The organism is Pseudomonas sp. I2, assembly GCF_040984075.1.
In the GTDB taxonomy this organism is placed as follows: Bacteria; Pseudomonadota; Gammaproteobacteria; order Pseudomonadales; family Pseudomonadaceae; genus Aquipseudomonas; species Aquipseudomonas guariconensis_B.
Genome location: NZ_JBCGFQ010000010.1, coordinates 39020 through 61586, shown reverse-complemented (window position 1 = coordinate 61586; position 22567 = coordinate 39020). Strand labels below are relative to the sequence as shown.

Sequence of the window (22567 nt, the reverse complement as noted above, 5' to 3'; positions counted from 1 at the left end):
GTTGCATCGCTCAGGCACAATGGCGCCTGCCTCAGATCTTCGTCCCGCAAACGAGTGCCGCATGCCTTTTTCCAACGGTTTTCTTCTCAGCCTGTCCCTGTGCCTGGACATCGGTGTCGCCAATATCGCCATGATCACCCTGGCCATGCGCCGGGGTTTCCTCCAGGGCTTCTGGCTGGGCCTGGGAACCTGCGTCGGTGACCTGCTGTACGCCGTCGCGGCGCTGGCGGGGATGACCGTGCTGTTGCAGTTCGAGGCGGTGCGCTGGGGGCTCTGGCTGGGCGGCTCGGTGCTGTTGGCCTGGTTCGCCGTGAAGATGTTGCTGGCGGCCTGGCGGGGTGGCCACCTAGAGGCCCGTGGGCAGGTGGTGCTGGAGTCGGGCTGGCGGGAGTTCCTGCGTGGGATCTTCCTGGCCATGTCCTCGCCCAGTGCGATCCTCTGGTTCGCCGCCGTGGGCGGGGTGCTGATCTCTCGCTCCGGTGGCGGCAGCCTGCTGGAGGCCGGGTTGTTCCTCGGCGGCTTCTTCGCCGCCGGGCTGGTCTGGTGCCTGGGCCTGTGTGGCATCGCCAGTCATGGTGGACGCCTTCTGGGGGACCGCTTGCTGACCTGGTCCTACCTGCTATCGGCAGCGATTTTCTGTTATTTCGCCGTCTACGTGATCGTTTCTGGCTATCGCGAGTTCATCCTGGCCAGCCCGGCCCTATAGCCCGGCGGGGCGTATCCGCGCTACGCTGGCGCATTCGTGTGGGCTCACAAAGGCAATGGACATGACCGCGACACCCATCACCCCTTCCCGTTACGAAGATGGCAGGGCACTGCTCCTCGCCGGCTTCGCCGAGCGCTTCGACATGCGCGACATCAGTGGGCTGCCACGCCTGTGGCAGCGTTTCGGCCCGCATATCGGCTGCGTGCCGGGGCAGCATGGCCTGGACAGCTATGGCGTGTGCTACCACCCGGACGGGCAGGGCGGGTTCGACTACCTGGCAGGCGTCGAAGTGACCGAGGCCGGCGGCCTGCCCGAGGGCTTCAGTACGTTGACGCTCGCCCCCCAGCGCTATGCCGTGTTCGAGCATCGTGGCAGCTTGCAAGGCATCAAGGATACCTTCGATGCCATCTTCGAGCAGTGGCTGCCGGCCTCGGGCGAGCGTTCGGCCAATGCGGCGGTGTTCGAGCGCTATCCGGCGGGGTTCGATCCTACCGACCCTGGTGCGGTGATGGAGGTCTGGATTCCGCTTGAGCGGGTCATGGGGGGCTAGCAGGTCCGCCAGGGCCCATCTGGGCTGCAAGGCAGCCCTAAAATGACAAAGTGCCGCCAAGCCCCGGCCTCACCTTCCCGGCCTGGTGCGAAAATTTTTTTCCATGCCCTGTCGATTTCCCCGATCACCGTTCGACCAGGAGTGAAGGCGCCGGATGTTCCCGGCGTCACCCGCTCATGACCGATCGGAGGAAACACCGATGAACACCGCAGCCGAAACCGAGATCCGCCAACTGATCGAGCGCTGGATGCAGGCCGTGCGCGACCGCGACCTGGAGGCGATCGCCGCGCCCTATGCCGACGACATCGTGGCGTTCGATGCCATCCAGGCCTTGCAGTTCAAGAACAAGGCCGACTACCAGGCCCACTGGGAAATGTGCATGAGCCACTGCACCGGCCCCATGGTCTTCGAACTGACGCAACTGACCGTCTATGCCGACGGCGACCTGGGCCTGGCCCACTGGCTCAACCGCTGCGGCCCGGCGGACGACGAAAGCCAGTGCGGCTTCATGCGCGCCACCGTCGGCTATCGTCGTAGGGACGGGCAGTGGCAGGTCATCCACGAGCACTGGTCGGCACCGTTCGACATGGAAACCCAGAAAGCCATGTTCGACCTCAAGCCCTGATCGCGGCCGCTCATCGGCAAACCCACCCCTGCGTAGCGTTGGAGACGACCATGAAATACCTGTGCCTGGTCTATTGTGACGAAGGGCTGCTGCACAGCCTGCCCGACAGCCCCGAAGACGCCGAGTGCATGGCCTATGCCGAGTCCTTGCAAAATGGCGGGCGCATGCTCGCGGCCGAGGCGCTCAAGTCGGTGCAGACCGCCACCACGGTGCGCATGCGCGGTGGACGCATGAGCTTGACCGACGGTCCCTTCGCCGAGACCAAGGAACAGTTGGCCGGTTTCTACCTGGTCGATGCCCGCGACCTCAACGAGGCGCTGAACATCGCCAAGGGGATTCCGGCGGCGCGGGTCGGCAGCGTCGAGGTGCGGCCGGTGCGCGAGTTGCAACCCTGACAACGGAGAACGACACGCATGAGCCTTGCACAACCAGGCCTGGGACAGGCGCAGCATGAACTGTCCATCAGCCGCTTGATCGATGCACCGCCGGCCAAGGTGTTCCGCGCCTGGACCGACCCCCAGTGGCTGACGCAATGGTGGGGCCCCCATGGCATGACCACCCCGGAATGCGAGCTGCAGCTGTGGGTCGGCGGGGTGCTGCGTACCCTGATGCGCGCCCCCGATGGGACCGAGTATCCCAACCAGGGGGTGTTCCTCGAGATCGTCGCACCGCAGCGGCTGGTGTTCACGGATGCCTTCGGGCCGGGTTGGGTACCCTCCGACAAGGCGTTCATGACCGCGGTGGTGACCTTCGACGAGGAGCAGGGCAAGACCCGCTACACCGCCCGCGCCTGGCACTGGAATGCCGCTGACTGCCGCGCCCATGAAGAAATGGGCTTCCACGAGGGCTGGGGGGAGAGCCTGGACCGTCTGGTCGAGGTGGTGACCCAGCGGATGCCGGATTGATGGCCGACGCGCAGCAGGTGCGCGCCCAGGTCGAGGCGGTCTACCGCCGCGATTCCCGGCGCGTCCTGGCGACCCTGATCCGCCTGCTGGGCGACTTCGACCTGGCCGAGGAGGCCATGCATGATGCCTTCTTCATTGCCGTCGAGCGCTGGCAGCGCGACGGCATTCCGGACAACCCTCGGGCCTGGCTGGTGTCCACTGGCCGTTTCAAGGCGATCGACGCACTGCGCAGGCGCGCCCGTTTCGACCGTTCCCAGGCGGAGCTGATCCTGCTCCTGGAGGGGCAGGCGCAGGATCCTGGCGACGAGGAATTGCTGGTGGACGACCGCCTGAGACTGATCTTCACCTGCTGTCACCCGGCCCTGGCCGCCGACGCCCAGGTACCGCTGACCCTGCGCGAAGTCTGCGACCTGACCACCGAGCAGATCGCCCGTGCCTTCCTGCAGAGCCCGGCGACCATCGCCCAGCGTATCGTCCGTGCCAAGGCCAAGATCCGTGACGCGCGCATCCCCTATCAGGTACCGGCGCTGGCCGAACTGCCCGAGCGCCTGGAAAGCGTGTTGCGGGTGATCTACCTGGTGTTCAACGAGGGCTATTCGGCGTCTGTGGGTGAAGACCTGATGCAGCGTGAGCTGTGCGACGAGGCGATCCGCCTTGGCCGCCTGCTGGCCCAGTTGCTGCCGGATGCGGAAGTGCTCGGCCTGCTGGCGCTGATGCTGTTGCAAGCCTCGCGGCTGCGCGCGCGCAGCGATGCCGACGGTGAACTGGTGCTGCTCGACCAGCAGGATCGCAGCCTGTGGGACCGGGAGCGGATCGACGAAGGTTGCCGCCTGGTACGCCAGGCGTTGCGTAGCCGGGAGTATGGCGCCTATAGCCTGCAGGCGGCGATCGCCGCGGTGCATGCCGAGGCCGCCAGTGCCGAGGAAACGGATTGGGACGAGATCGTCGGGCTGTACGATGTGCTGCAGCGCCATTGGCCGTCGCCGGTGGTGGAGCTGAACCGGGCGGCGGCGCTGGCCAGGCGGGACGGGGCGCGGGCCGGGCTGGCGGCGGTCGAGGCGATCCTGGCCCGTGGCGAACTGCTCGACTATCACCTGGCCCATGCCGCCCGGGCCGAGCTGCATCACCAGTTGGGCCAGGCCGAGCAGGCGCGGGATGCCTGGCGCCAAGCCCTGGCGCTTACCCGCCAGGGGCCGGAGCGGCGGCATATCGAACGCCGCCTGAAAACGTTGGGTACCTCTTGAGCGAGGCCGTGCCCAGGATCAGCTGGCGACGAAGTTCGGCGGGCTGACCAGCTCGACGGTCTGCTGCTTGCGCGGGGCGAGGATCTCGGCCACGCCTTCGACCACCAGCTCGTCGTGCTGGTTGTACACGTTGGTGGCGATACGCACCTTGAACTTGGGCAGTTTCTCGAGGATTTCCAGGCGCACGGTGAGGGTATCGCCGATCTTCACCGGCTTCTGGAAACTCATCTGCTGGCCCAGGTAGATGGTGCCGGGGCCGGGCAGGGTGCAGGCGACCGCGGCGCTGATCAGCGCACCGCTGAACATGCCGTGGGCGATCCGCTCGCGGAACATGCTCTTGGCGGCGAACTCGGCATCCAGGTGCACCGGGTTGTGGTCACCGGACATCGCGGCGAACAGCTGGATATCGCGTTCTTCGACGGACTTCTCGTAGCTGGCTTTCTGACCGATTTCGAGGGCTTCGTAGGGCGTATTGGTGACCTGGGTCATCGGGGCGGGGTTTCCTTGAGAGGGCGGACGGGGGAGTGTACATCATTCGCTGCGGGCAGGTCGGCCCAGGGCCAGCGCCTGCTCCAGCCAGCCGAGGATATCGGCGGTGACCTCGTCGCGATTGGTCTCGTTGAGCAGTTCGTGCCGTGCCTGGGGGTAGAGACGCAGCTGTACATGCCGGTTGCCGGTGGCACGCAGGGCGCCGGCCAGGCCCTTCAGGCGCTTGCCGGCGCTGACCGGGTCACAGTCGCCACCGAGCACCAGGATCGGCAGGTTCGGGTCGATCTGCGCCAGGTTCTTCGGCTGGCTGATCTGCGCCAGGCCATGGAGCAGGTCGAGCCACAGCTGGTTGCAGCAGCGAAAGCCGCACAGCGGGTCGGCGAGGTAGCGGTCGACCTCGGCGGCGTCGCGGCTGAGCCAGTCGAAGGCGGTGCGATTGGGCTTGAAGGCCTTGTTGAACGCGCCGAACGACAGCCACTCGATCAGCGCGCTCTTGCCCTGCGGCCCCTGGCGCCAGGCTTCGAGCCGGGCGATCAGGCCAGCAGCACGGTACAGCGCCGCCGGTTGGTAGTTGGAGCCGCTGAGGATCGCCCCCTGCAGGCTGGCGCTGTGGTGCAACAGGTAGGCCTGGGCGATGTAGCTGCCCATGCTGTGGCCGAACAGGAACAGCGGGGTGCCGGGAAACTGCTGGCCGATGTGCTGGGCGAGCAGGCCCAGGTCGTTGACCACGGCCTCCCAACCGTGCCGGCGGGCGAACAGGCCCAGGCTGCCCAGCTCGGCGGTGCGGCCGTGGCCGCGCAGGTCCGGGGCGAGCAGGGCGAAGCCGGCGTCGCTCAGGGCATGGCCCAGGCGCTGGTAGCGCCCGGCGTGCTCGGCCATGCCATGGGCCAGCAGCACCACGGCCTTGACCGGCGAGCTCGGCAGCCACTGGTGGACATACAGGCTGCAATGCTCGCTGGCCGGCAGCCAGAAGGCGTCATGGGGCATGGCGGATCCTTTGCTCCTGGGTTCGAGACAGTGTATGCGCAACGGGCAGGATTGCAGGAAGGGCACAAATAAGATTCACAATGTTAATGGCAGCACTTGGCGTATTTGCCACCTCCGGGTTACCTGCTAACGTCGGCTCAACGCCTTTTTGCATCAGGCAATCAGGTCAGGGACGGTCCAGGCAGAGGAACAACAATAAATGCAAGCCGACTTCTGGAATGACAAACGCCCGGCGGGCGTGCCTTCCACCATTGACATCAACGCCTACACATCCGTCGTCGAGGTCTTCGAACGCTCCTGCAAGCGCTTCGCCGACCGTCCGGCGTTCAGCAACCTCGGCGTGACCCTCACCTACGCCGAACTGGAGCGCCATTCCGCGGCCTTCGCCGCCTGGCTCCAACAGCACACCGACCTGGCCCCGGGCGATCGCATCGCGGTGCAGATGCCCAACGTCCTGCAGTACCCCATCGCCGTGTTCGGCGCGATGCGTGCCGGCCTGGTCGTGGTCAACACCAACCCGCTCTACACCGAGCGCGAGATGCGCCACCAGTTCAAGGACTCCGGCGCCCGCGCCCTGGTCTACCTGAACATGTTCGGCAAGCGTGTGCAGGAAGTGCTGGGCGATACCGGCATCGAGTACCTGATCGAGGCGAAGATGGGCGACCTGCTGCCGACCGCCAAGGGATGGCTGGTCAATACCGTGGTCGACAAGCTGAAGAAGATGGTCCCGGCCTACCACTTGCCCCAGGCCGTGTCGTTCAAGCAGGTGCTACGCCAGGGCCGGGCGCAAGTCCACAAGCCGGTGGCGCTGACCCTCGACGACATCGCCGTGCTGCAGTACACCGGTGGCACCACGGGCTTGGCCAAGGGCGCCATGCTCACCCACGGCAACCTGGTGGCCAACATGCTGCAGGTGCTGGCTTGTTTCTCCCAGCACGGCCCGGACGGGCAGCCGCTGATCAAGGAGGGCCAGGAGGTCATGATCGCGCCGCTGCCGCTGTACCACATCTATGCGTTCACGGGGAACTGCATGTGCATGATGGTCACCGGCAACCACAACGTGCTGATCACCAATCCCCGCGACATCCCTGGGTTCATCAAGGAACTGGGCAAGTGGCGTTTCTCGGCGTTGCTGGGCCTGAACACGTTGTTCGTCGCGCTGATGGACCATCCCGGCTTCAAGTCCCTGGACTTTTCCGCGCTCAAGGTCACCAACTCCGGCGGCACTGCGCTGGTCAAGGCCACCGCCGAGCGCTGGGAGCAACTGACGGGCTGCCGTATCGTCGAAGGCTACGGCCTGACCGAGACCTCGCCGGTGGCCAGCACCAACCCCTATGGTGAACTGGCGCGCCTGGGCACCGTGGGCATCCCGGTGCCGGGCACGGCGTTCAAGGTCATCGACGACGACGGCAACGAACTGCCCCTGGGCGAGCGCGGCGAGCTGTGCATCAAGGGGCCGCAGGTGATGAAGGGCTACTGGGGCCAACCCGAGGCCACCGCACAGACCCTCGATGCCGAGGGCTGGCTGAAGACCGGCGACATCGCGGTGATCGATCCGGACGGCTTCACCCGCATCGTCGACCGCAAGAAGGACATGATCATCGTCTCGGGCTTCAACGTGTACCCCAACGAGATCGAGGATGTGGTCATGGCCCACCCGCAGGTGGCCAACTGTGCGGCCATCGGCGTGCCGGACGAGCGCTCCGGCGAGGCGGTCAAGCTGTTCGTGGTGCCGCGCGAGGCGGGGCTGAGCATCGAGGAACTCAAGGCCTTCTGCAAGGCCAACTTCACCGGCTACAAGGTGCCCAAGCATATCGTCCTGCGTGAATCCCTGCCCATGACCCCGGTGGGCAAGATCCTGCGCCGCGAGCTGCGCGATATCGCCTGAGTTTTCTTCGAGCTGCAAGAAAAAGCGTTCCGCATCGCCCGACACTCCAAGCTTCGAGCCGCGAGATAGAGCGTTCGGCGTCGCTCTTTCTTGCAGCTTGAGGCTGATAGCTTGCAGCTTTCAAGTTAATACTCTAAAAATGACCTGCATCATTCTTTGAGTCATTTTTGTGACCAGTTGGGCCGTTTTGGCCTCTAGGCGACCCCCGGCAAAGCTGTTACTCTCGGCGCGCTTCCAGAGGATCCGGTTGCAATGAGCCGTCATCCCATATCAATAATAAACGCACAACACGTGACGAATTCGCTGTTGCTGAAGGAGTGGGCTTCCATGATCGAAAATTTTTGGAAGGATAAGTACCCCGCCGGGATTACGGCACAAATCAATCCTGACGAATTCCCCAACATCCAGGCGGTGCTTCGGCAGTCCTGCCAACGCTTTGCCGACAAGCCGGCCTTTAGCAACCTGGGCAAGACCATCACCTACGGCGAGCTGTATGCCCTGTCGGGGGCCTTCGCCGCCTGGCTGCAACAGCATACCGACCTCAAGCCCGGCGACCGGATCGCCGTGCAACTGCCCAATGTCCTGCAATACCCAGTGGCCGTGTTCGGCGCCATGCGCGCCGGCCTGATCGTGGTCAACACCAACCCGCTGTACACCGCGCGGGAGATGGAGCACCAGTTCAACGACTCGGGTGCCAAGGCCCTGGTCTGCCTGGCCAACATGGCGCACCTGGCCGAGAAGGTCGTGCCCAAGACCCAGGTCAAGCATGTCATCGTCACCGAGGTGGCCGACCTGCTGCCCCCGCTCAAGCGCGTGCTGATCAACAGTGTGATCAAGTACGTGAAGAAGATGGTGCCGGCCTACAGCCTGCCTGGCGCCATACGCTTCAACGATGCCCTGGCCCTGGGCAAGGGCGGGCCGGTGACCGAGGCCAATCCGCAGCCCAACGACGTTGCCGTGCTGCAGTATACCGGTGGCACCACCGGCGTTGCCAAGGGCGCCATGCTGACCCACCGCAACCTGGTGGCCAACATGCTGCAGTGCCGGGCGCTGATGGGGTCGAACCTGCAGGAAGGGTGCGAGATCCTCATCACCCCGCTGCCGCTGTACCACATCTATGCCTTCACCTTCCATTGCATGGCCATGATGCTGATCGGCAACCACAACGTGCTCATCAGCAACCCGCGCGACTTGCCGGCCATGGTCAAGGAGCTGGGCAAGTGGCGGTTCAGCGGCTTCGTCGGGCTCAATACCCTGTTCGTCGCCCTGTGCAACAACGACGCCTTCCGCGCCCTGGACTTCTCGGCGCTGAAGATCACCTTGTCGGGTGGCATGGCCCTGCAACTGAGCGTGGCCGAGCGCTGGAAGGCCGTGACTGGCTGCGCCATCTGCGAAGGCTACGGCATGACCGAGACCAGCCCGGTAGCGGCGGTCAACCCGGCAGAGGCCAACCAGATCGGTACCATCGGCATCCCGGTGCCTTCGACGCTGTGCAAGGTCATCGACGACAGCGGCCGCGAGCTGGCCTTGGGCGAGGTGGGCGAGCTGTGCGTCAAGGGCCCGCAGGTGATGAAGGGCTACTGGCAGCGCGAAGAAGCCACCGCCGAGATCCTCGACCAGGACGGCTGGCTGAAGACCGGCGACATCGCCGTGATCCAGCCGGACGGCTACATGCGCATCGTCGACCGCAAGAAGGACATGATCCTGGTGTCGGGTTTCAACGTCTACCCGAACGAGCTGGAAGACGTGCTCGCCGGCCTGCCGGGCGTGCTGCAATGCGCGGCGATCGGCGTGCCGGACGAGAAGTCCGGCGAGGTGATCAAGGTGTTCATCGTGGTCAAGCCGGGCATGACCCTGACCAAGGAGCAGGTGATGGAGCACATGCGTGCCAACGTCACCGGCTACAAGGTGCCACGCTATATCGAGTTCCGCGATGTCTTGCCGACCACCAACGTCGGCAAGATCCTGCGCCGCGAACTGCGCGACGAAGAGCTGAAGAAACAGGGCCTGAAGAAGATCGCCTGATTGGCTATCGGGGCCGTGAGGCGGCCCCAAGCTCCAGGTCAGCGCAGCTTCTCCAGCATCTGGTAGTACCACATCCCCGCCGCCAGCAGCGGGTTGCCCAACAGATCCCCCATCGGCACCTTGATGTGCTTGCACCCCGCGAAGGTGTCGAACTTTTCCAGCGTACCGGTCAGGGCCTCGGCCATGATTTCGCCCATGATGTGGCTGGTGGCGATGCCGTGCCCGGAGTAGCCCTGGCAGTACCAGACGTTGTCCGAGAGCTTGCCCAACTGCGGGATGCGGTTGACCACGATGCCCATGGCGCAGCTCCACTGGAACTCGATCGGCACGCCCTTGAGCGCCGGGAAGGTGCGTTCGATGCACGGGCGCAGCTCGCCTTCGATGTCCCGCGAATCCTTGCCCGAGTAGTTGGCGCCACCGCCGAACAGCAGGCGCTTGTCGGCGGTCAGGCGGTAGTAGTCGAGGACGAAGCGGCAGTCGTAGACCGCCAGGTCCTGGGGATTGATCTGCTCGGCCAGCTCGCCCAGTGGCGCGGTGGTGACGATGCCACCCATGGCGGGGAAGATCTTGCCCTTGAGCTGGCGTTTTTCCAGGCGGTGGTAGACATCGCCAGCCAGCAGCACCTGGCGCGCCTCGATGCGGCCCTGGGCGGTGACCACCGCCGGGCGCGGGCCATGGACGATCTCCAGCACCTCGGAGTTTTCGAACACCTGCGCGCCCAGCGCGTGGGCGGCACGGGCTTCGCCCATGCACAGGTTCAGCGGGTGCAGGTGCAGGTTGCGGCGGTTCTTCAACGCGCCCAGGTACAGCGGGCTCTGCAGGTGTTCGGCCACGGCGGTGCGGTCGAGCAACTGCACCTGCTCGCCCATGCCCCGGCGCTGGGCTTCGGCCTCGAAGGCGCGCAGCTCGTCCATGTGCGAGGGTTTCATCGCCGCGTGCAGGTGGCCGCGCTTGAGGTCGCAGGCGATGCCATAGCGCTCAACCCTTTGCTCGATGATCTGGTGGCCACGCCAGCGCAGGTGCCAGATGAAGTCGTCGACCTCGCTGCCCAGGCGCTGGCGCATCTGCGTGCGCATGGCCTCGTCGCCCGACAGGCTGCCGGTGACCTGGCCGCCATTGCGGCCGCTGGCGCCCCAGCCGATGCGGTTGGTCTCGACGATGGCCACCTTCAGGCCGCGCTCGGCCAGTTCCACCGCCGTGGCCACGCCGGTGAAACCGCCGCCGATGATCGCCACGTCCACCTGCTCGGTACCTTGCAGGGTCGGGTACTGGGTCAGGTCGTTGAGGGTGGCGCTGTAGTAGGACGGCGCGCGCTGGGCCGTCCCGTTCTTCACTGCTGCATTCATGATCGTTCCTTCACGGGAATGGAGTAGGGGCTCAGGCCTGGTGCAGGTACCAGCGCCAGTCCTGTTCGCCGACTTCGGCCATGAACTGGCGGTATTCGGCGCGCTTGACCTTGAGGTAGACGCCGAGGAAGCCCTCGCCCAGGGCTTGCCTGGCCCAGCCCGAGCGCTCCAGGGCGTCGAGGGCGGTCAGCCAGTCGGTCGGCAGGTATTCGGTGGCCTGGGCGTAGCCATTGCCCTGTACCGGGGCGCCAGGGTCCAGTTGCTCGCGGATGCCTTGGTGGGCAGCGGCGAGGATTGCCGCCGCTGCCAGATAGGGATTGGCGTCGGCACCGCAGATACGGTGCTCCACATGCCGGCTGTTGGCCGGCCCGCCTGGCACGCGCAGGCTGACGGTACGGTTGTCGACACCCCAGGTCGGCGCCAGCGGTGCATAGCTGTTGGCTTGGAAACGCCGGTAGGAGTTGGCATTGGGGCAGAACAGCAACAGCGATTCATGCAGGTGGCGCAGCATGCCGCCGACCGCCTGGCGCAGCAGCGGGGTGCCGGCCGGGTCGTCGCTGGCGAACAGGTTGCGACCCTCGGCATCGGCCAGGCTCAGGTGCATGTGCATGCCGGTGCCGGCCAGGTGGTCGAACGGCTTGGCCATGAAGCAGGCCTGCATGCCATGGGCGTTGGCCACGCCCTTGACCAGGCGCTTGTAGCGCACGGCCTGGTCCATGGCGGCCAGCGCATCGCCATGCTCCAGGGTGATTTCCACCTGGCCGGGGGCGTATTCGGAGATCGCCGTGCGCGCCGGGATGCCTTGGGCCTTGCACGCGGCATAGAGGTCGGCGAGGAACGGCTCGATCTGCTCCAACTCGCGCAGGCCATAGACCTGGGTGGTGCGCGGCCGGCCGCCGTCCTGGTCCAGTGCCGGCTGCGGACGCCCCTGGGCGTCGCGCTGCTGGTCGAGCAGGTAGAACTCCAGCTCGCAGGCCATCACCGGGTGATAGCCGTCGGCCTCGAGTGCCTCGATGGTGCGCAGCAGCACATGGCGTGGGTCGGCCACGCTGGCTGGCAGCCCTTCGCTGGGGTGCATGCTGACCTGCAGCGCGGCGGTCGGTACACGGCGCCAGGGCAGGCGCACCAGGCTGCCGTCCACGGGGTAGGCGCGACAATCGATATCGCCTACATCCCAGACCAGGCCGGAGTCCTCCACGTCGTCGCCGTTGAGGGTCAGGCCGAGGATGGTGCTGGGCAGTGGCCGGCCGGTCTCGTAGACCGCCAGCAGTTCCTCGCGGTGCAGCAGCTTGCCGCGCGGTACGCCGTTGGCGTCGAGGATGAACAGTTCGAACAGGTCGATATCGGGGTTGTCGGCCAGAAAGCGCCTGGCGTGTTCCGGGTTGTCAAAGTGCATGATGCTGTCGCTCGCGCCCGCAGGCGCACGGGACCACCGTATGCATACGGTCGGTCGGGCTGAAGACGCCGGCCAAGGGCGGCCGGGGTGGGTCAGGCAAGCCGGGGCGACGTATCCGGTGGGCGAGCGTGGCGGCAGTGCCAGAGGGCCCAGAAGGCGAGGATGACATGTACCAGCGGGTTTTCGCCGGCGCGGGCCCGGGCCTTCGGCAGGGAAGGGCGTGACAGCGAGCGCGCGATGATCGGGAGGCGGGTCATGGATCGATACTCACACGAGGCGTAAGGTTGATTAAAGCAGTGAATGGCAACCTTCAGTCCAGGGATGGCTAAACATTGTGGGCGCCCTGGCAACGCTCGCGCCTGTAGATTTCTCTGCCTGGCACGTGATTCGGTAACACCATTGGAGCCCGTGGGAGCCGGCTTGCCGGCGAAGCGGCCTCGATGGCAACGGGAATGCGCCGGTACAGACGGCCCGGAAATCTGCGACAATCCCGCCTCTTCGAAAGCCGATCATGAAAAAAGCAGGGCCGCCTGCCTCATTAGAAAGCCCCATGACAGACCACCACGCCATCGACCAACTGCTGAAGAACCTCGACCACGCCATGATCGCCGACCGCCATCGCCTGCGGCGGCAACTGCACGAGCTGCGCAAGCGTCCCGACGAGGCGCGCCTGGCCCAGTGGGTGGAGAAGGTCCAGGCGTCCTGCGCCCAGGTCACCGCGCGCCAGCAGCGCGTGCCACACATCCGCTACGACGACAGCCTGCCGATCGCCGCCAAGCGCGACGAGATCAAGAAGGCCCTGGCCGAGCACCAGGTGCTGGTGATCGCCGGCGAGACCGGCTCGGGCAAGACCACCCAGTTGCCGAAGATCTGCCTGGAGATGGGCCGTGGCCGCCACGGCCTGATCGCCCACACCCAGCCGCGCCGGATCGCCGCGCGCAGCGTGGCGGCGCGGGTGGCCGAGGAGCTGGGCACGCCGTTGGGTGGGTTGGTCGGCTACCAGGTGCGTTTCGAGGACCAGAGCGATGCCAATACCTTGGTCAAGCTGATGACCGACGGCATCCTGCTGGCCGAGACCCAGCACGACCGCTTCCTCGAGCGCTACGATACGATCATCGTCGACGAGGCCCACGAGCGCAGCCTGAACATCGACTTCCTGCTCGGCTACCTCAAGACCCTGCTGCACCGCCGTCCGGAGCTCAAGCTGATCATCACCTCGGCGACCATCGACCTGGAGCGTTTCTCCAAGCATTTCGATGGTGCACCGATCATCGAGGTGTCCGGGCGAACCTACCCGGTCGAAACCTGGTACCGCCCGCTGACCAGCGAGCAGGACGAAGAAGGCAACCCGGTCGAGGACGACCTCACCGTCGACCAGGCGATCCTCGCCACCCTGGATGAGCTGGCACAGCACGAGCGCAGCGAAGGCAAGGGGCCGGGCGACGTGCTGGTGTTCCTGCCGGGCGAGCGGGAGATCCGCGATGCCGCGGAGATCCTGCGCAAGGCCCAGTTGCGTCACACCGAGATCCTGCCGCTGTATGCGCGCCTGTCACCGGCCGAGCAACAGCGGATCTTCCAGCCCCATGCCGGGCGCCGCGTGGTGCTGGCCACCAACGTCGCCGAGACCTCGCTGACCGTGCCGGGCATTCGCTACGTGATCGACACCGGCACCGCGCGCATCAGCCGCTACAGCTACCGTGCCAAGGTCCAGCGCCTGCCGATCGAGGCGGTGTCCCAGGCCAGCGCCAACCAGCGCAAGGGCCGCTGCGGCCGGGTCGAACCGGGCATCTGCGTGCGCCTGTACAGCGAAGAGGATTTCAACAGCCGGCCGGCCTTCACCGACCCGGAGATCCTGCGCACCAACCTGGCGGCGGTGATCCTGCAGATGCTGCACCTGCGCCTCGGCGCGATCGATGCCTTCCCGTTCATCGAACCGCCGGATGGCAAGGCCATCAGCGACGGCTTCAACCTGTTGCAGGAGCTGTCGGCAGTCAACCGCGAGAATCAGCTGACGCCACTGGGTCGCCAGCTGGCGCGCCTGCCGATCGACCCTCGGTTGGGCCGCATGCTGCTCGAAGGCGCGCGCCTGGGCAGCCTGCAGGAGGTGCTGATCGTCGCCAGTGCCCTGTCGGTGCAGGACCCACGCGAACGCCCGCCGGAGCGCCAGCAGGCCGCCGACCAGGCGCATGCCCAGTGGAAGGATGTCGACTCCGACTTCGCCGCGCTGGTCAACCTGTGGCGCGGCTTCGAGGAGCAGCGTCAGGCGCTGACCGCCAACCCGCTGCGCAACTGGTGCCGCAAGCAGTTCCTCAACTACCTTCGCCTTCGCGAGTGGCGGGATGCCCATCGCCAGTTGGCGCTGATCTGCCGTGACCTGCAGTTGGCGGTGAACAAGGAGCCGTCCGACTACCAGAAGGTGCACAAGGCGATCCTCAGCGGCCTGCTCAGCCAGGTCGGCCACAAGACCGAGGAGGGCGACTACCAGGGGGCCCGCCAGCGTCGCTTCTGGGTTCACCCGTCCTCGGGCCTGGGCCGCAAGCGCCCACAGTGGGTGATGGCCGCCGAACTGGTGGAGACGACCAAGCTGTACGCGCGCATGGTGGCCAGGATCGAGCCGGACTGGATCGAGCCGCTGGCGACCCACCTGGTGAAGAAGAACCACTTCGAGCCGCACTGGGAGAAGAAGCGGGGGCAGGTGGTGGCCTACGAGCAGATCACCTTGTACGGGTTGATCCTGGTCGGGCGCCGGCCGGTGCACTTCGGCCCGATCGACCCGGTGGTGTCGCGTGAGCTGTTCATCCGCGAGGGGTTGGTCGGCGGCCAGATCCAGTCGCGGGCCAAGTGCCTGTCGGCCAACAAGCGCCTGCTCGAGCAACTTGACGAGCTGGAGGCCAAGGCCCGTCGTCGCGACATCCTTGCCGATGAAGAAACCCTCTACGCCTTCTACGAGGCACGCCTGCCGGCGGAGATCCACCAGACCGCGACTTTCGACAGCTGGTACCGGATCAACAGTCAGAAGGACCCGAACCTTCTGATCATGCGCGAGGAAGACGTGCTGGCCCGCGAGGCCAGCGAAGTCACCGCGGCGCAGTATCCAGACCATCTGCAGATCGGCGAACTGCGCCTGCCGCTGACCTATCACTTCGAGCCGGGCCACCCGCGTGACGGCGTGACCGTGCGGGTACCGGCGCCATTGTTGCCGAACCTGCCGGGCGAGCGCCTGGAGTGGTTGGTGCCGGGCCTGCTGGAAGCCAAGTGCGTGGCCCTGGTGCGCAACCTGCCCAAGGCCCTGCGCAAGAACTTCGTGCCGGTGCCGGACTTCGTCAAGGCTGCGTTGTCGCGCATGGCCTTCGGCCAGGGCGCCCTGGCGCAATCGCTGGGCCAGGAGTTGCTGCGCATGACGGGCGCACGGGTGTCCGATGAGGCCTGGGCGGAAGCGGCAAGCCTGGTGGAAGGGCACCTGCGCATGAACATCGAGGTGGTCGACGGCCAGGGCAAGTTCCTCGGCGAAGGCCGCGACCTGGCCGAGCTGACCGCGCGCTTCGCCGCCGCCAGCCAGGCCGCGCTGGCCCTGCCGCGCAACGAGAAGGCCGAGCAGCCGGTGCAAGCCAAGGCCTTCGCCGAGGTGGCGCAGACCGCCCAGCAGAAGATCGCCGGCCTGTCGCTGACGGTCTACCCGGCGCTGGTGGAAGAAAACGGCACGGTGCGCGAGGGGCGCTTCTCGACCCAGGCCGAGGCCGAGTTCCAGCACCGTCGTGCCCTGCAGCGCCTGTTGCTGCAGCAACTGGCCGAGCCTGCCAAGTTCCTGCGCGGCAAGCTGCCGGGGCTGACCGAGCTGGGCCTGCTGTACCGCGAACTGGGGCGGGTCGAGGCGTTGGTGGAGGACATCCTGCTGGCCAGCCTCGACAGTTGCATCCTCGAAGGCGAGGCGCAACTGCCACGGGACGGTGCGGCGCTGGCCGGGCTTGCCGAGCGCAAGCGTGGCAGTTGGGCCGAGCACGCCGAACGCCTGGCCCGCCAGACGCTGGAGGTGCTCAAGCTGTGGCACGGCCTGCAGAAGCGCTTCAAGGGCAAGATCGACCTGAGCCAGGCGGTGGCGCTCAACGACATCAAGCAGCAACTTGCCAACCTGGTCTACCCGGGCTTCGTCCGCGAGACGCCGGCGGCCTGGTTCAAGGAGCTGCCGCGTTACCTCAAGGCGGTGGAACTGCGCCTGGAGAAGCTCGGCGCCCAGGTGCAGAAGGACCGGGTCTGGAGTGGCGAGCTGAGCAACCTGTGGGCCCAGTACAAGGCCCGCGCCGACAAGCATGCCCAGGAAGGCAAGCGTGACGAGCAACTGACCCTGTACCGCTGGTTGCTGGAGGAATACCGGGTGTCGTTGTTCGCCCAGCAACTGGGTACCAAGGTGCCGGTTTCCGACAAACGTTTGGGCAAGCAGTGGAGCCAGGTGGAGGGATAAACTTCCACACTTGTGGCACTATTGGTGCAATTTGGGGCCGCGGTGCGGCCCTTGGCGGGCAAGCCCGCTGCCACAGGTCATGCGCTCTCGCGCTGTGGAGGCGGGCTTGCCGACGAACGAACGCGAAGCGCTTGTCTTAAAGTTGGCACTAAGGTGCCATTATTCCAGCCAGCGCCACATGGCGATGGCCTTTGACCAGAGGAACGACCGTGCATAACGTCGTGATCAGCGGCACCGGCCTGTATACCCCGGCCCAGAGCATTTCCAACGAAGAGCTGGTGGATTCCTTCAATACCTGGGTGCACCAGTACAACCACGACAACGCCGCCGCCATCGAGCGTGGCGAGCTCGAAGCCCTGGCCGAGTCCAGCGCCGCCTTCATCGAGAAAGCCTCGGGGATCAAGAGCCGCTTCGTCATGGACAAGGCCGGCATCCTCGATCCGCAACGCATGAAGCCACGCCTGCCGGAGCGCTCCAACGACGAGCCGTCGATCCTCTGCGAGATGGCCGTCGCTGCCGCCCGCCAGGCCCTGGAGCGCGCCGGCCGCAGCGCCGCCGACGTCGATGGGGTGATCGTCGCCTGCTCCAACCTGCAGCGCCCGTACCCGGCCATCGCCATCGAGGTGCAGCAGGCGCTGGGCATCCAGGGGTTCGCCTTCGACATGAACGTGGCCTGTTCCTCGGCTACCTTCGGCATCCAGACCGCCGCCAACAGCGTGCAGTTGGGGCAGGCCCGCGCGGTGCTGATGGTCAACCCGGAGATCTGCACCGGCCACCTGAACTTCCGTGACCGCGACAGCCACTTCATCTTCGGCGATGCCGCCACCGCGGTGCTGATCGAGCGTGCCGACCGGGCCACTTCGGCCCACCAGTTCGAGATCGTCAGCAGCAAGTTGCTGACCCAGTTCTCCAACAACATCCGCAACAACTTCGGCTTCCTCAACCGCGCGGCGGAGGAGGGCATCGGCGCGCCGGACAAGTTGTTCGTCCAGGAAGGCCGCAAGGTGTTCCGCGAGGTCTGCCCGATGGTCGCCGAGTTGATTGGCCAGCACCTGGCGGAGAACGACCTGCAACCTGGCGATGTCAAGCGATTCTGGCTGCACCAGGCGAACCTGAGCATGAACCACCTGATCGTCAAGAAACTGGTTGGCCGCGACGTGGCTGAGGAAGATGCGCCGGTGATCCTCGACCGTTATGCCAATACCAGCTCGGCGGGGTCGGTGATTGCCTTCCACCTGTACCAGGATGACTTGGCGAAAGGTTCGCTGGGGGTGCTGAGTTCGTTTGGCGCGGGGTATTCGATTGGCAGCGTGATTCTGCGCAAGCGCTGATCGGTACCGGCTTGCCGGTCAATTGAAACGCTCAGTCGCTTTGGGCGCGAAGCGGCCTCGGCATTAGACAAAAAAGCGGGAAGTACCGGATGGGGTCGGTACTTCCCGCTTGGGTGACGCAGGTAGCCCGCGCTTAGAACTTGGCTTCCAGGTCGACCTGCAGGGTGTCGACATCAGCATTGCTGTTGGGCAATTGCGACAGGTCGGTCTTGGCCATCAGGTAGGCCGCGCCCAAGGAGAAGTTCTTGTCGATCTCGTAGCCGACCTTGAACTTGTGCCCACGCGAACCGGTGAAGCCGGCACCGAAGTCGGAGTCGGTGAACAGGCTGACCACGGCATTGCGCTGTACGTCGCGGTAGTTGTAGTCGAGGCTCCAGGAACCGACCTTGGTCTTCAGGCCCGCCAGCCAGGCCTTGTCCGCACCATCGGTGCTGTCTGTGTTCTTGACGAACTGGCCATAGGCCGACAACGGGATGGCGAAGCCGGTGAAGTCCAGTTGCCCGAAACCTTCCACCAGGTTGAACTCGTTGGTGGTGTTGCCGAAGTTCTGCAGGGCGGTCGAGCTCTTGTCGTTGTCATAGCCGTAGATGCTGCCGCCCACGGTGACCTTGACGGTGTCGGCAAGACCGAAGCGCGTGCCCAACTGGCCGTGGTAGAGCTGCGCGTCGTGCTTGAACTGCACGCCGTCGCCGTCGACGTTATCCTTCAGGTTGTAGTGGCCGGCGCTCGCGAACAGCTCGGCACCGCCCAGGTCGGTCTTGTAGGTGACGGCGATACCTTCCGGGTTGATGTCGCTGTCCCAGATGATGTCGCCCATGCTCACCCAGGGCTGGTTCATCTTGCCGCCGATCAGGTGCAGGCCCGGCAGGGCGGTCGGGTGCCAGTCGAGGTAGGCCAGGTCGACCCACAGCGATTTCTTGTCGAAGTAGTTGTCCAGGCTCTGGTTGGTGGATCGGGCATCGGAACTGCTGCCGGTGGCCACGCGCACACCGGCGTCCACCTGCGGGTTGATCTCGCTGTAGAAGCCGACCCGGGCGCGGACCCGTTCACGGTCCTGGTTGTTGCTGCGGCTGTTGGGGTTGTCGACGTTGACGTCTTCGTAGCGCAGGCGCACGTCACCCTTGATCTGGGTCTTGGCGGCCCAGGCCACTTTCTGCTCAAAGGAGCTCAGGCGATCGGCCTGTGCCTTCTGGTCTGCCTTTTCCTTGGTTTCCTGAGCCAGATCGGCCTGCAGTTCGTTGTACTGCGCCTCGTTGATCGAGCCATTGGCGCGGAGCATCTCGAGCAGCTTGGCGTCAACTGCAGCACTGGCCGGAGCGCTCAGGGCCAGCATCATGCCGGTGAGGCTTGCTCCGGTAAGTGTAGAAACAAGACGCATAAGGTTCTCCCTGTTGAAAAAAAGTGGGGAGGCTCTTGGCGCCCGCCCCGAGTTGGCATGTCTTCGGAAAAGCCCTGGCTAGACGGGTTGCCGGGGCTTCGAAAAACAGGCGCAAGTATTGCGAGGGGGAGTGACAGAATGATGTCTATTTGATGGCGCTGCGGTTAAGTGAGCACGTCATGATTTGAGTGTCATGGCACTCTTCCGGGATACTGGCGGCTCTTTCGCAGCGAGTCGAAATCGTGACCAGCCTGTACAGCCTTGCCCATCTGCGCGATCTTCCGGCGGCGACCTGGGATGCCCTGGTGCCTGATGGCCAGCCGTTCCTGCGCCATGCATTCCTCAGTGCGCTGGAAGACAGCGCCAGTGTCGCGCCGTCGACCGGTTGGGCGGCCGAACACCTGGTGCTGGAGCGCGAGGGGCAGGTCCGGGCGTTGCTGCCGGCCTATCGCAAGTGGCATTCGTTCGGGGAGTACGTGTTCGACCATGGCTGGGCCGATGCCTGCGAGCGGGCCGGGATCGCCTACTACCCGAAGCTGCTCGGCGCGGTGCCGTTCAGCCCGGTGAGCGGGCCGCGCCTGCTGGCCGCCGACGCGGCCGATGGCCTGCTTCTGCTGCAGGCGATACCCGAGTACCTGGGCAAGGGCGAGTTGAGTGGCGCGCATATCAATTTCACCGACAAGGCCGTGGACGATCAGCTCGCTGGCCTGCCGGGCTGGCTGGAGCGCCTGGGTTGCCAGTTTCACTGGCGCAATCGCGGTTACCGGGACTTTCAGGATTTCCTCGACACCCTCAGCTCGCGCAAGCGCAAGCAGTTGCGCAAGGAGCGCGAGCAGGTGGCCGGGCAGGGCATCGACTTCCACGGGTACCGTGGCGATGAGTTGACGCAGGTGCAGTGGGACTTCGTCTACCTGTGCTACGCCAACACCTATGCGGTGCGCCGTCGCACGCCGTACCTGACCCGGAGCTTCTTCAGCCTGCTGGCCGAGCGCATGCCCGAGGCGGTCCGCGTGGTGATGGCCCGCCAGGGCGGGCGTGACGTGGCCATGGCCTTGAGCCTGGTCGGTGGCGACAGCCTGTATGGGCGCTATTGGGGCTGCCTGGACGAATTCGACCGGCTGCACTTCGAGACCTGCTTCTACCAGGGCATGGATTTCGCCATTGGCGAGGGGCTGCAGCGTTTCGACGCTGGCGCCCAGGGGGAGCACAAGCTGATCCGTGGTTTCGAGCCGGTGCTCACGCGGTCATGGCATTACCTGCGCCACCCGGGGTTGCGCCGGGCGGTGGAGGACTTCCTCGCCCAGGAGCGGGTGGGGGTGAAGGCCTACGCCGAGGAGGCCCGGCGGCTGTTGCCCTATCGCCGTGGGGGATGACGGGATTCGAGCTGCAAGCTTGCAGCCACCGTCAGTCCACGCCAACGAACCCGCCGGTCTGGTGGTGCCATAGGCGTGCATAGAGCCCCTGCTGGGCCAGCAGCTCGGCATGGCTGCCGCTTTCGACGATGTGCCCCTTGTCCAGTACCACCAGGCGGTCCATGCGGGCGATGGTGGACAGGCGGTGAGCGATGGCGATCACCGTCTTGCCCTGCATCAGGGTTTCCAGGCTCTCCTGGATCGCCGCCTCGACTTCCGAGTCCAGTGCCGAAGTGGCCTCGTCCATGATCAGGATCGGCGCATTCTTCAGCAGCACCCGGGCAATGGCGATGCGTTGGCGCTGGCCACCCGAGAGCTTGACCCCGCGCTCGCCCACGTGGGCATCGAAGCCCGTGCGCCCCTGGGCGTCGGACAACTGTGGAATGAACTCGTCGGCCCGGGCCCGGCGTACCGCTTCCCAGACCTCTGCCTCGCTGGCGTCCGGCCGGCCGTACAGCAGGTTGTCGCGGATCGAGCGGTGCAGCAGCGAGGTGTCCTGGGTGATCATGCCGATCTGCGCGCGCAGGCTGGCCTGGTTGACCTCGGCGATGTCCTGGCCGTCGATGAGGATACGCCCGCTTTCCACGTCGTACAGGCGCAGCAGCAAGTTGACCAGGGTCGACTTGCCGGCCCCGGAGGGGCCTATCAGGCCGATCTTCTCGCCCGGGCGGATATCCAGGTTCAACCCGTCGATGACCTTGCCGCCCTTGCCGTAGTGGAAGCCCACGTCGTCGAAGCGCACGGCGCCGCGGCTGACCTTGAGCGCGGGGGCATCGGGCCTGTCGGTGACGCTGACCGGCTGGGCGATGGTCTGCAGGCCGTCCTGGACCATGCCGATGTTCTCGAAGATGCCGTTGACCACCCACATGATCCAGCCGGACATGTTGACGATGCGGATCACCAGGCCGGTGGCCAGGGCGATGGCACCGACGGTGATCAGCGACTGGCTCCACAACCACAGGGCCAGTGCCGTGGTGCCGGCCACCAGCAGGCCGTTGAGGCTGGTGATGACCACATCCATGCTGGTGATGACCCGTGAGGCCAGCTGGGTCTTCTCGGTCTGTTCGCTGATCGCCTCGCGGGCGTACTGTTGTTCGAAGTCGGTATGGGCGAACAGCTTGAGGGTGGCGATGTTGGTATAGCCGTCGACGATCCGCCCCATCAGCTTGGAGCGGGCGTCAGAGCTGATCACCGAGCGCTCCTTGACCCGTGGCACGAAGTAGCAGAGCGCACCGATGTAGCAGGCGATCCAGGCCAGCAGCGGCAGCATCAGGCGCCAGTCGGCCTCGGCGAACAGCACCAGCGAGCTGATCGCGTAGATCAGCACGTGCCACAGGGCATCCACCGCCTGCACTGCCGAATCGCGCAGGGAGTTGCCGGTCTGCATGATGCGCTGGGCGATGCGCCCGGCGAAGTCGCTCTGGAAGAAGTTCAGGCTCTGCTTGAGCACGTAGGTGTGGTTCTGCCAGCGGATCAGGCTGGTCATGCCCGGGCTGATGGTCTGGTGTACCAGCAGGTCGTGCAGGCCGAAGAACAGCGGGCGCAGCACGAGGATCACCACCAGCATCCAGATCAGCTCGCCGCCGTGCCGGCTGAAGAACTCGGCGCCCGGGGTGACCTGGGCCAGGTCGATGATCCGGCTCAGGTAGCCGAACATGGCCACCTCGATCAACGCGGCGACCAGGCCGACCACCAGCAGGGCGACGAAGCTCGGCCAGACCTGGCGCAGGTAGTACAGGTAGAACGGCAGCACCTTGCTCGGCGGCGCTTCGCTTGGCGCTTCGCGGAAGATATCGATCAGTTGCTCGAAGCGGCGGTACAGCATG

At 65.6% G+C, this 22567-nt stretch carries 17 protein-coding genes; 11 read left to right on the top strand and 6 right to left on the bottom strand.

Going from position 1 to position 22567, the window contains the following annotated elements; translation table 11 throughout:
* Positions 1-61: 61 nt before the first annotated feature.
* From WCE05_RS07215 to WCE05_RS07190, 6 genes are all read left to right on the top strand, one after another.
* Entirely contained in the window at positions 62-706 is a 645-nt protein-coding gene (locus tag WCE05_RS07215; RefSeq protein WP_253080905.1) for a LysE family translocator, read from the top strand.
* Positions 707-767: 61 nt separating this feature from the next.
* Entirely contained in the window at positions 768-1256 is a 489-nt protein-coding gene (locus tag WCE05_RS07210; protein WP_253101269.1) for a GyrI-like domain-containing protein, read from the top strand.
* Between the two features lie 199 nt (positions 1257-1455).
* Positions 1456-1881 carry an SgcJ/EcaC family oxidoreductase gene (locus WCE05_RS07205; protein WP_225789796.1) on the top strand — a complete coding sequence of 142 codons (426 nt, stop codon included), beginning with the start codon at positions 1456-1458 and terminating at the stop codon, positions 1879-1881.
* Between the two features lie 50 nt (positions 1882-1931).
* On the top strand, positions 1932-2276 hold the full coding sequence (locus WCE05_RS07200) for a YciI family protein (protein ID WP_225789795.1): 345 nt from the start codon (positions 1932-1934) through the stop codon (positions 2274-2276).
* Positions 2277-2294: 18 nt separating this feature from the next.
* The gene (locus WCE05_RS07195; RefSeq protein WP_225789794.1) at positions 2295-2786 is read left to right on the top strand and encodes an SRPBCC family protein; all 492 of its coding nucleotides are present in this window, start codon (positions 2295-2297) and stop codon (positions 2784-2786) included.
* A complete protein-coding gene (locus WCE05_RS07190) occupies positions 2786-4030 on the top strand; it encodes an RNA polymerase sigma factor (RefSeq protein ID WP_368815658.1) in 1245 nt (414 codons plus the stop codon). Before WCE05_RS07195 ends, WCE05_RS07190 begins: the two co-directional genes overlap by 1 nt.
* Before the next feature lie 18 nt (positions 4031-4048).
* Here the strand turns inward: WCE05_RS07190 and WCE05_RS07185 are convergent, their stop codons facing one another.
* Positions 4049-4519: a MaoC family dehydratase gene (locus tag WCE05_RS07185; protein WP_225789792.1), complete on the bottom strand. Its 471-nt coding sequence runs from the start codon at positions 4517-4519 to the stop codon at positions 4049-4051.
* A 42-nt stretch (positions 4520-4561) separates the two neighbouring features.
* Positions 4562-5506, bottom strand: coding sequence for an alpha/beta hydrolase (locus WCE05_RS07180; RefSeq protein WP_225789791.1), 945 nt, complete (start codon positions 5504-5506; stop codon positions 4562-4564).
* Between the two features lie 199 nt (positions 5507-5705).
* On the opposite strand from WCE05_RS07180, the gene fadD2 reads away from it, so the two are divergent.
* Both fadD2 and fadD1 read left to right on the top strand, forming a co-directional pair.
* Positions 5706-7394, top strand: a complete 1689-nt coding sequence (fadD2, locus tag WCE05_RS07175; RefSeq protein ID WP_225789790.1) for a long-chain-fatty-acid--CoA ligase FadD2 — start codon at positions 5706-5708, stop codon at positions 7392-7394.
* A gap of 327 nt (positions 7395-7721) precedes the next feature.
* Positions 7722-9419 carry a long-chain-fatty-acid--CoA ligase FadD1 gene (gene fadD1 / locus WCE05_RS07170; RefSeq protein ID WP_253101266.1) on the top strand — a complete coding sequence of 566 codons (1698 nt, stop codon included), beginning with the start codon at positions 7722-7724 and terminating at the stop codon, positions 9417-9419.
* A 38-nt stretch (positions 9420-9457) separates the two neighbouring features.
* Here fadD1 and WCE05_RS07165 read toward each other — a convergent pair whose 3' ends face one another.
* A complete protein-coding gene (locus WCE05_RS07165; RefSeq protein ID WP_225789788.1) occupies positions 9458-10765 on the bottom strand; it encodes an FAD-binding oxidoreductase in 1308 nt (435 codons plus the stop codon).
* Between the two features lie 31 nt (positions 10766-10796).
* Complete coding sequence (locus tag WCE05_RS07160) at positions 10797-12161, bottom strand: glutamine synthetase family protein (RefSeq protein ID WP_225789787.1); 1365 nt, start codon at positions 12159-12161, stop codon at positions 10797-10799.
* A 550-nt stretch (positions 12162-12711) separates the two neighbouring features.
* Between WCE05_RS07160 and hrpA the strand changes: the two genes are divergently transcribed.
* On the top strand, positions 12712-16620 hold the full coding sequence (gene hrpA, locus WCE05_RS07155) for an ATP-dependent RNA helicase HrpA (protein WP_225789786.1): 3909 nt from the start codon (positions 12712-12714) through the stop codon (positions 16618-16620).
* Between the two features lie 209 nt (positions 16621-16829).
* A complete protein-coding gene (locus WCE05_RS07150) occupies positions 16830-17951 on the top strand; it encodes a beta-ketoacyl-ACP synthase III (protein ID WP_225789785.1) in 1122 nt (373 codons plus the stop codon).
* A gap of 133 nt (positions 17952-18084) precedes the next feature.
* Here the strand turns inward: WCE05_RS07150 and WCE05_RS07145 are convergent, their stop codons facing one another.
* Positions 18085-19329 (bottom strand): putative porin, encoded by a 1245-nt coding sequence (locus tag WCE05_RS07145; RefSeq protein ID WP_225789784.1) that lies wholly within the window; start codon positions 19327-19329, stop codon positions 18085-18087.
* A 242-nt stretch (positions 19330-19571) separates the two neighbouring features.
* Here WCE05_RS07145 and WCE05_RS07140 point away from each other — a divergent pair, with 242 nt between their 5' ends.
* Positions 19572-20702 carry a GNAT family N-acetyltransferase gene (locus tag WCE05_RS07140; RefSeq protein WP_368815657.1) on the top strand — a complete coding sequence of 377 codons (1131 nt, stop codon included), beginning with the start codon at positions 19572-19574 and terminating at the stop codon, positions 20700-20702.
* A gap of 31 nt (positions 20703-20733) precedes the next feature.
* On the opposite strand, the gene WCE05_RS07135 is transcribed toward WCE05_RS07140, so the two are convergent.
* The gene (locus tag WCE05_RS07135; RefSeq protein ID WP_253080911.1) at positions 20734-22566 is read right to left on the bottom strand and encodes an ABC transporter ATP-binding protein; all 1833 of its coding nucleotides are present in this window, start codon (positions 22564-22566) and stop codon (positions 20734-20736) included.
* Position 22567: the final 1 nt, after the last annotated feature.

What these genes read in the sequence shown, in the direction of transcription:
- WCE05_RS07180 (WP_225789791.1), bottom strand. Translation starts at nt 5,506, where the DNA reads ATGCCCCATGACGCCTTCTGGCTGCCGGCCAGCGAGCATTGCAGCCTG.
- WCE05_RS07145 (WP_225789784.1), bottom strand. Translation starts at nt 19,329, where the DNA reads ATGCGTCTTGTTTCTACACTTACCGGAGCAAGCCTCACCGGCATGATG.
- WCE05_RS07190 (WP_368815658.1), top strand. Translation starts at nt 2,786, where the DNA reads ATGGCCGACGCGCAGCAGGTGCGCGCCCAGGTCGAGGCGGTCTACCGC.
- hrpA (WP_225789786.1), top strand. Translation starts at nt 12,712, where the DNA reads ATGACAGACCACCACGCCATCGACCAACTGCTGAAGAACCTCGACCAC.
- fadD2 (WP_225789790.1), top strand. Translation starts at nt 5,706, where the DNA reads ATGCAAGCCGACTTCTGGAATGACAAACGCCCGGCGGGCGTGCCTTCC.
- WCE05_RS07135 (WP_253080911.1), bottom strand. Translation starts at nt 22,566, where the DNA reads ATGCTGTACCGCCGCTTCGAGCAACTGATCGATATCTTCCGCGAAGCG.
- WCE05_RS07205 (WP_225789796.1), top strand. Translation starts at nt 1,456, where the DNA reads ATGAACACCGCAGCCGAAACCGAGATCCGCCAACTGATCGAGCGCTGG.
- WCE05_RS07160 (WP_225789787.1), bottom strand. Translation starts at nt 12,161, where the DNA reads ATGCACTTTGACAACCCGGAACACGCCAGGCGCTTTCTGGCCGACAAC.
- WCE05_RS07195 (WP_225789794.1), top strand. Translation starts at nt 2,295, where the DNA reads ATGAGCCTTGCACAACCAGGCCTGGGACAGGCGCAGCATGAACTGTCC.
- fadD1 (WP_253101266.1), top strand. Translation starts at nt 7,722, where the DNA reads ATGATCGAAAATTTTTGGAAGGATAAGTACCCCGCCGGGATTACGGCA.
- WCE05_RS07185 (WP_225789792.1), bottom strand. Translation starts at nt 4,519, where the DNA reads ATGACCCAGGTCACCAATACGCCCTACGAAGCCCTCGAAATCGGTCAG.
- WCE05_RS07165 (WP_225789788.1), bottom strand. Translation starts at nt 10,765, where the DNA reads ATGAATGCAGCAGTGAAGAACGGGACGGCCCAGCGCGCGCCGTCCTAC.
- WCE05_RS07215 (WP_253080905.1), top strand. Translation starts at nt 62, where the DNA reads ATGCCTTTTTCCAACGGTTTTCTTCTCAGCCTGTCCCTGTGCCTGGAC.
- WCE05_RS07200 (WP_225789795.1), top strand. Translation starts at nt 1,932, where the DNA reads ATGAAATACCTGTGCCTGGTCTATTGTGACGAAGGGCTGCTGCACAGC.
- WCE05_RS07210 (WP_253101269.1), top strand. Translation starts at nt 768, where the DNA reads ATGACCGCGACACCCATCACCCCTTCCCGTTACGAAGATGGCAGGGCA.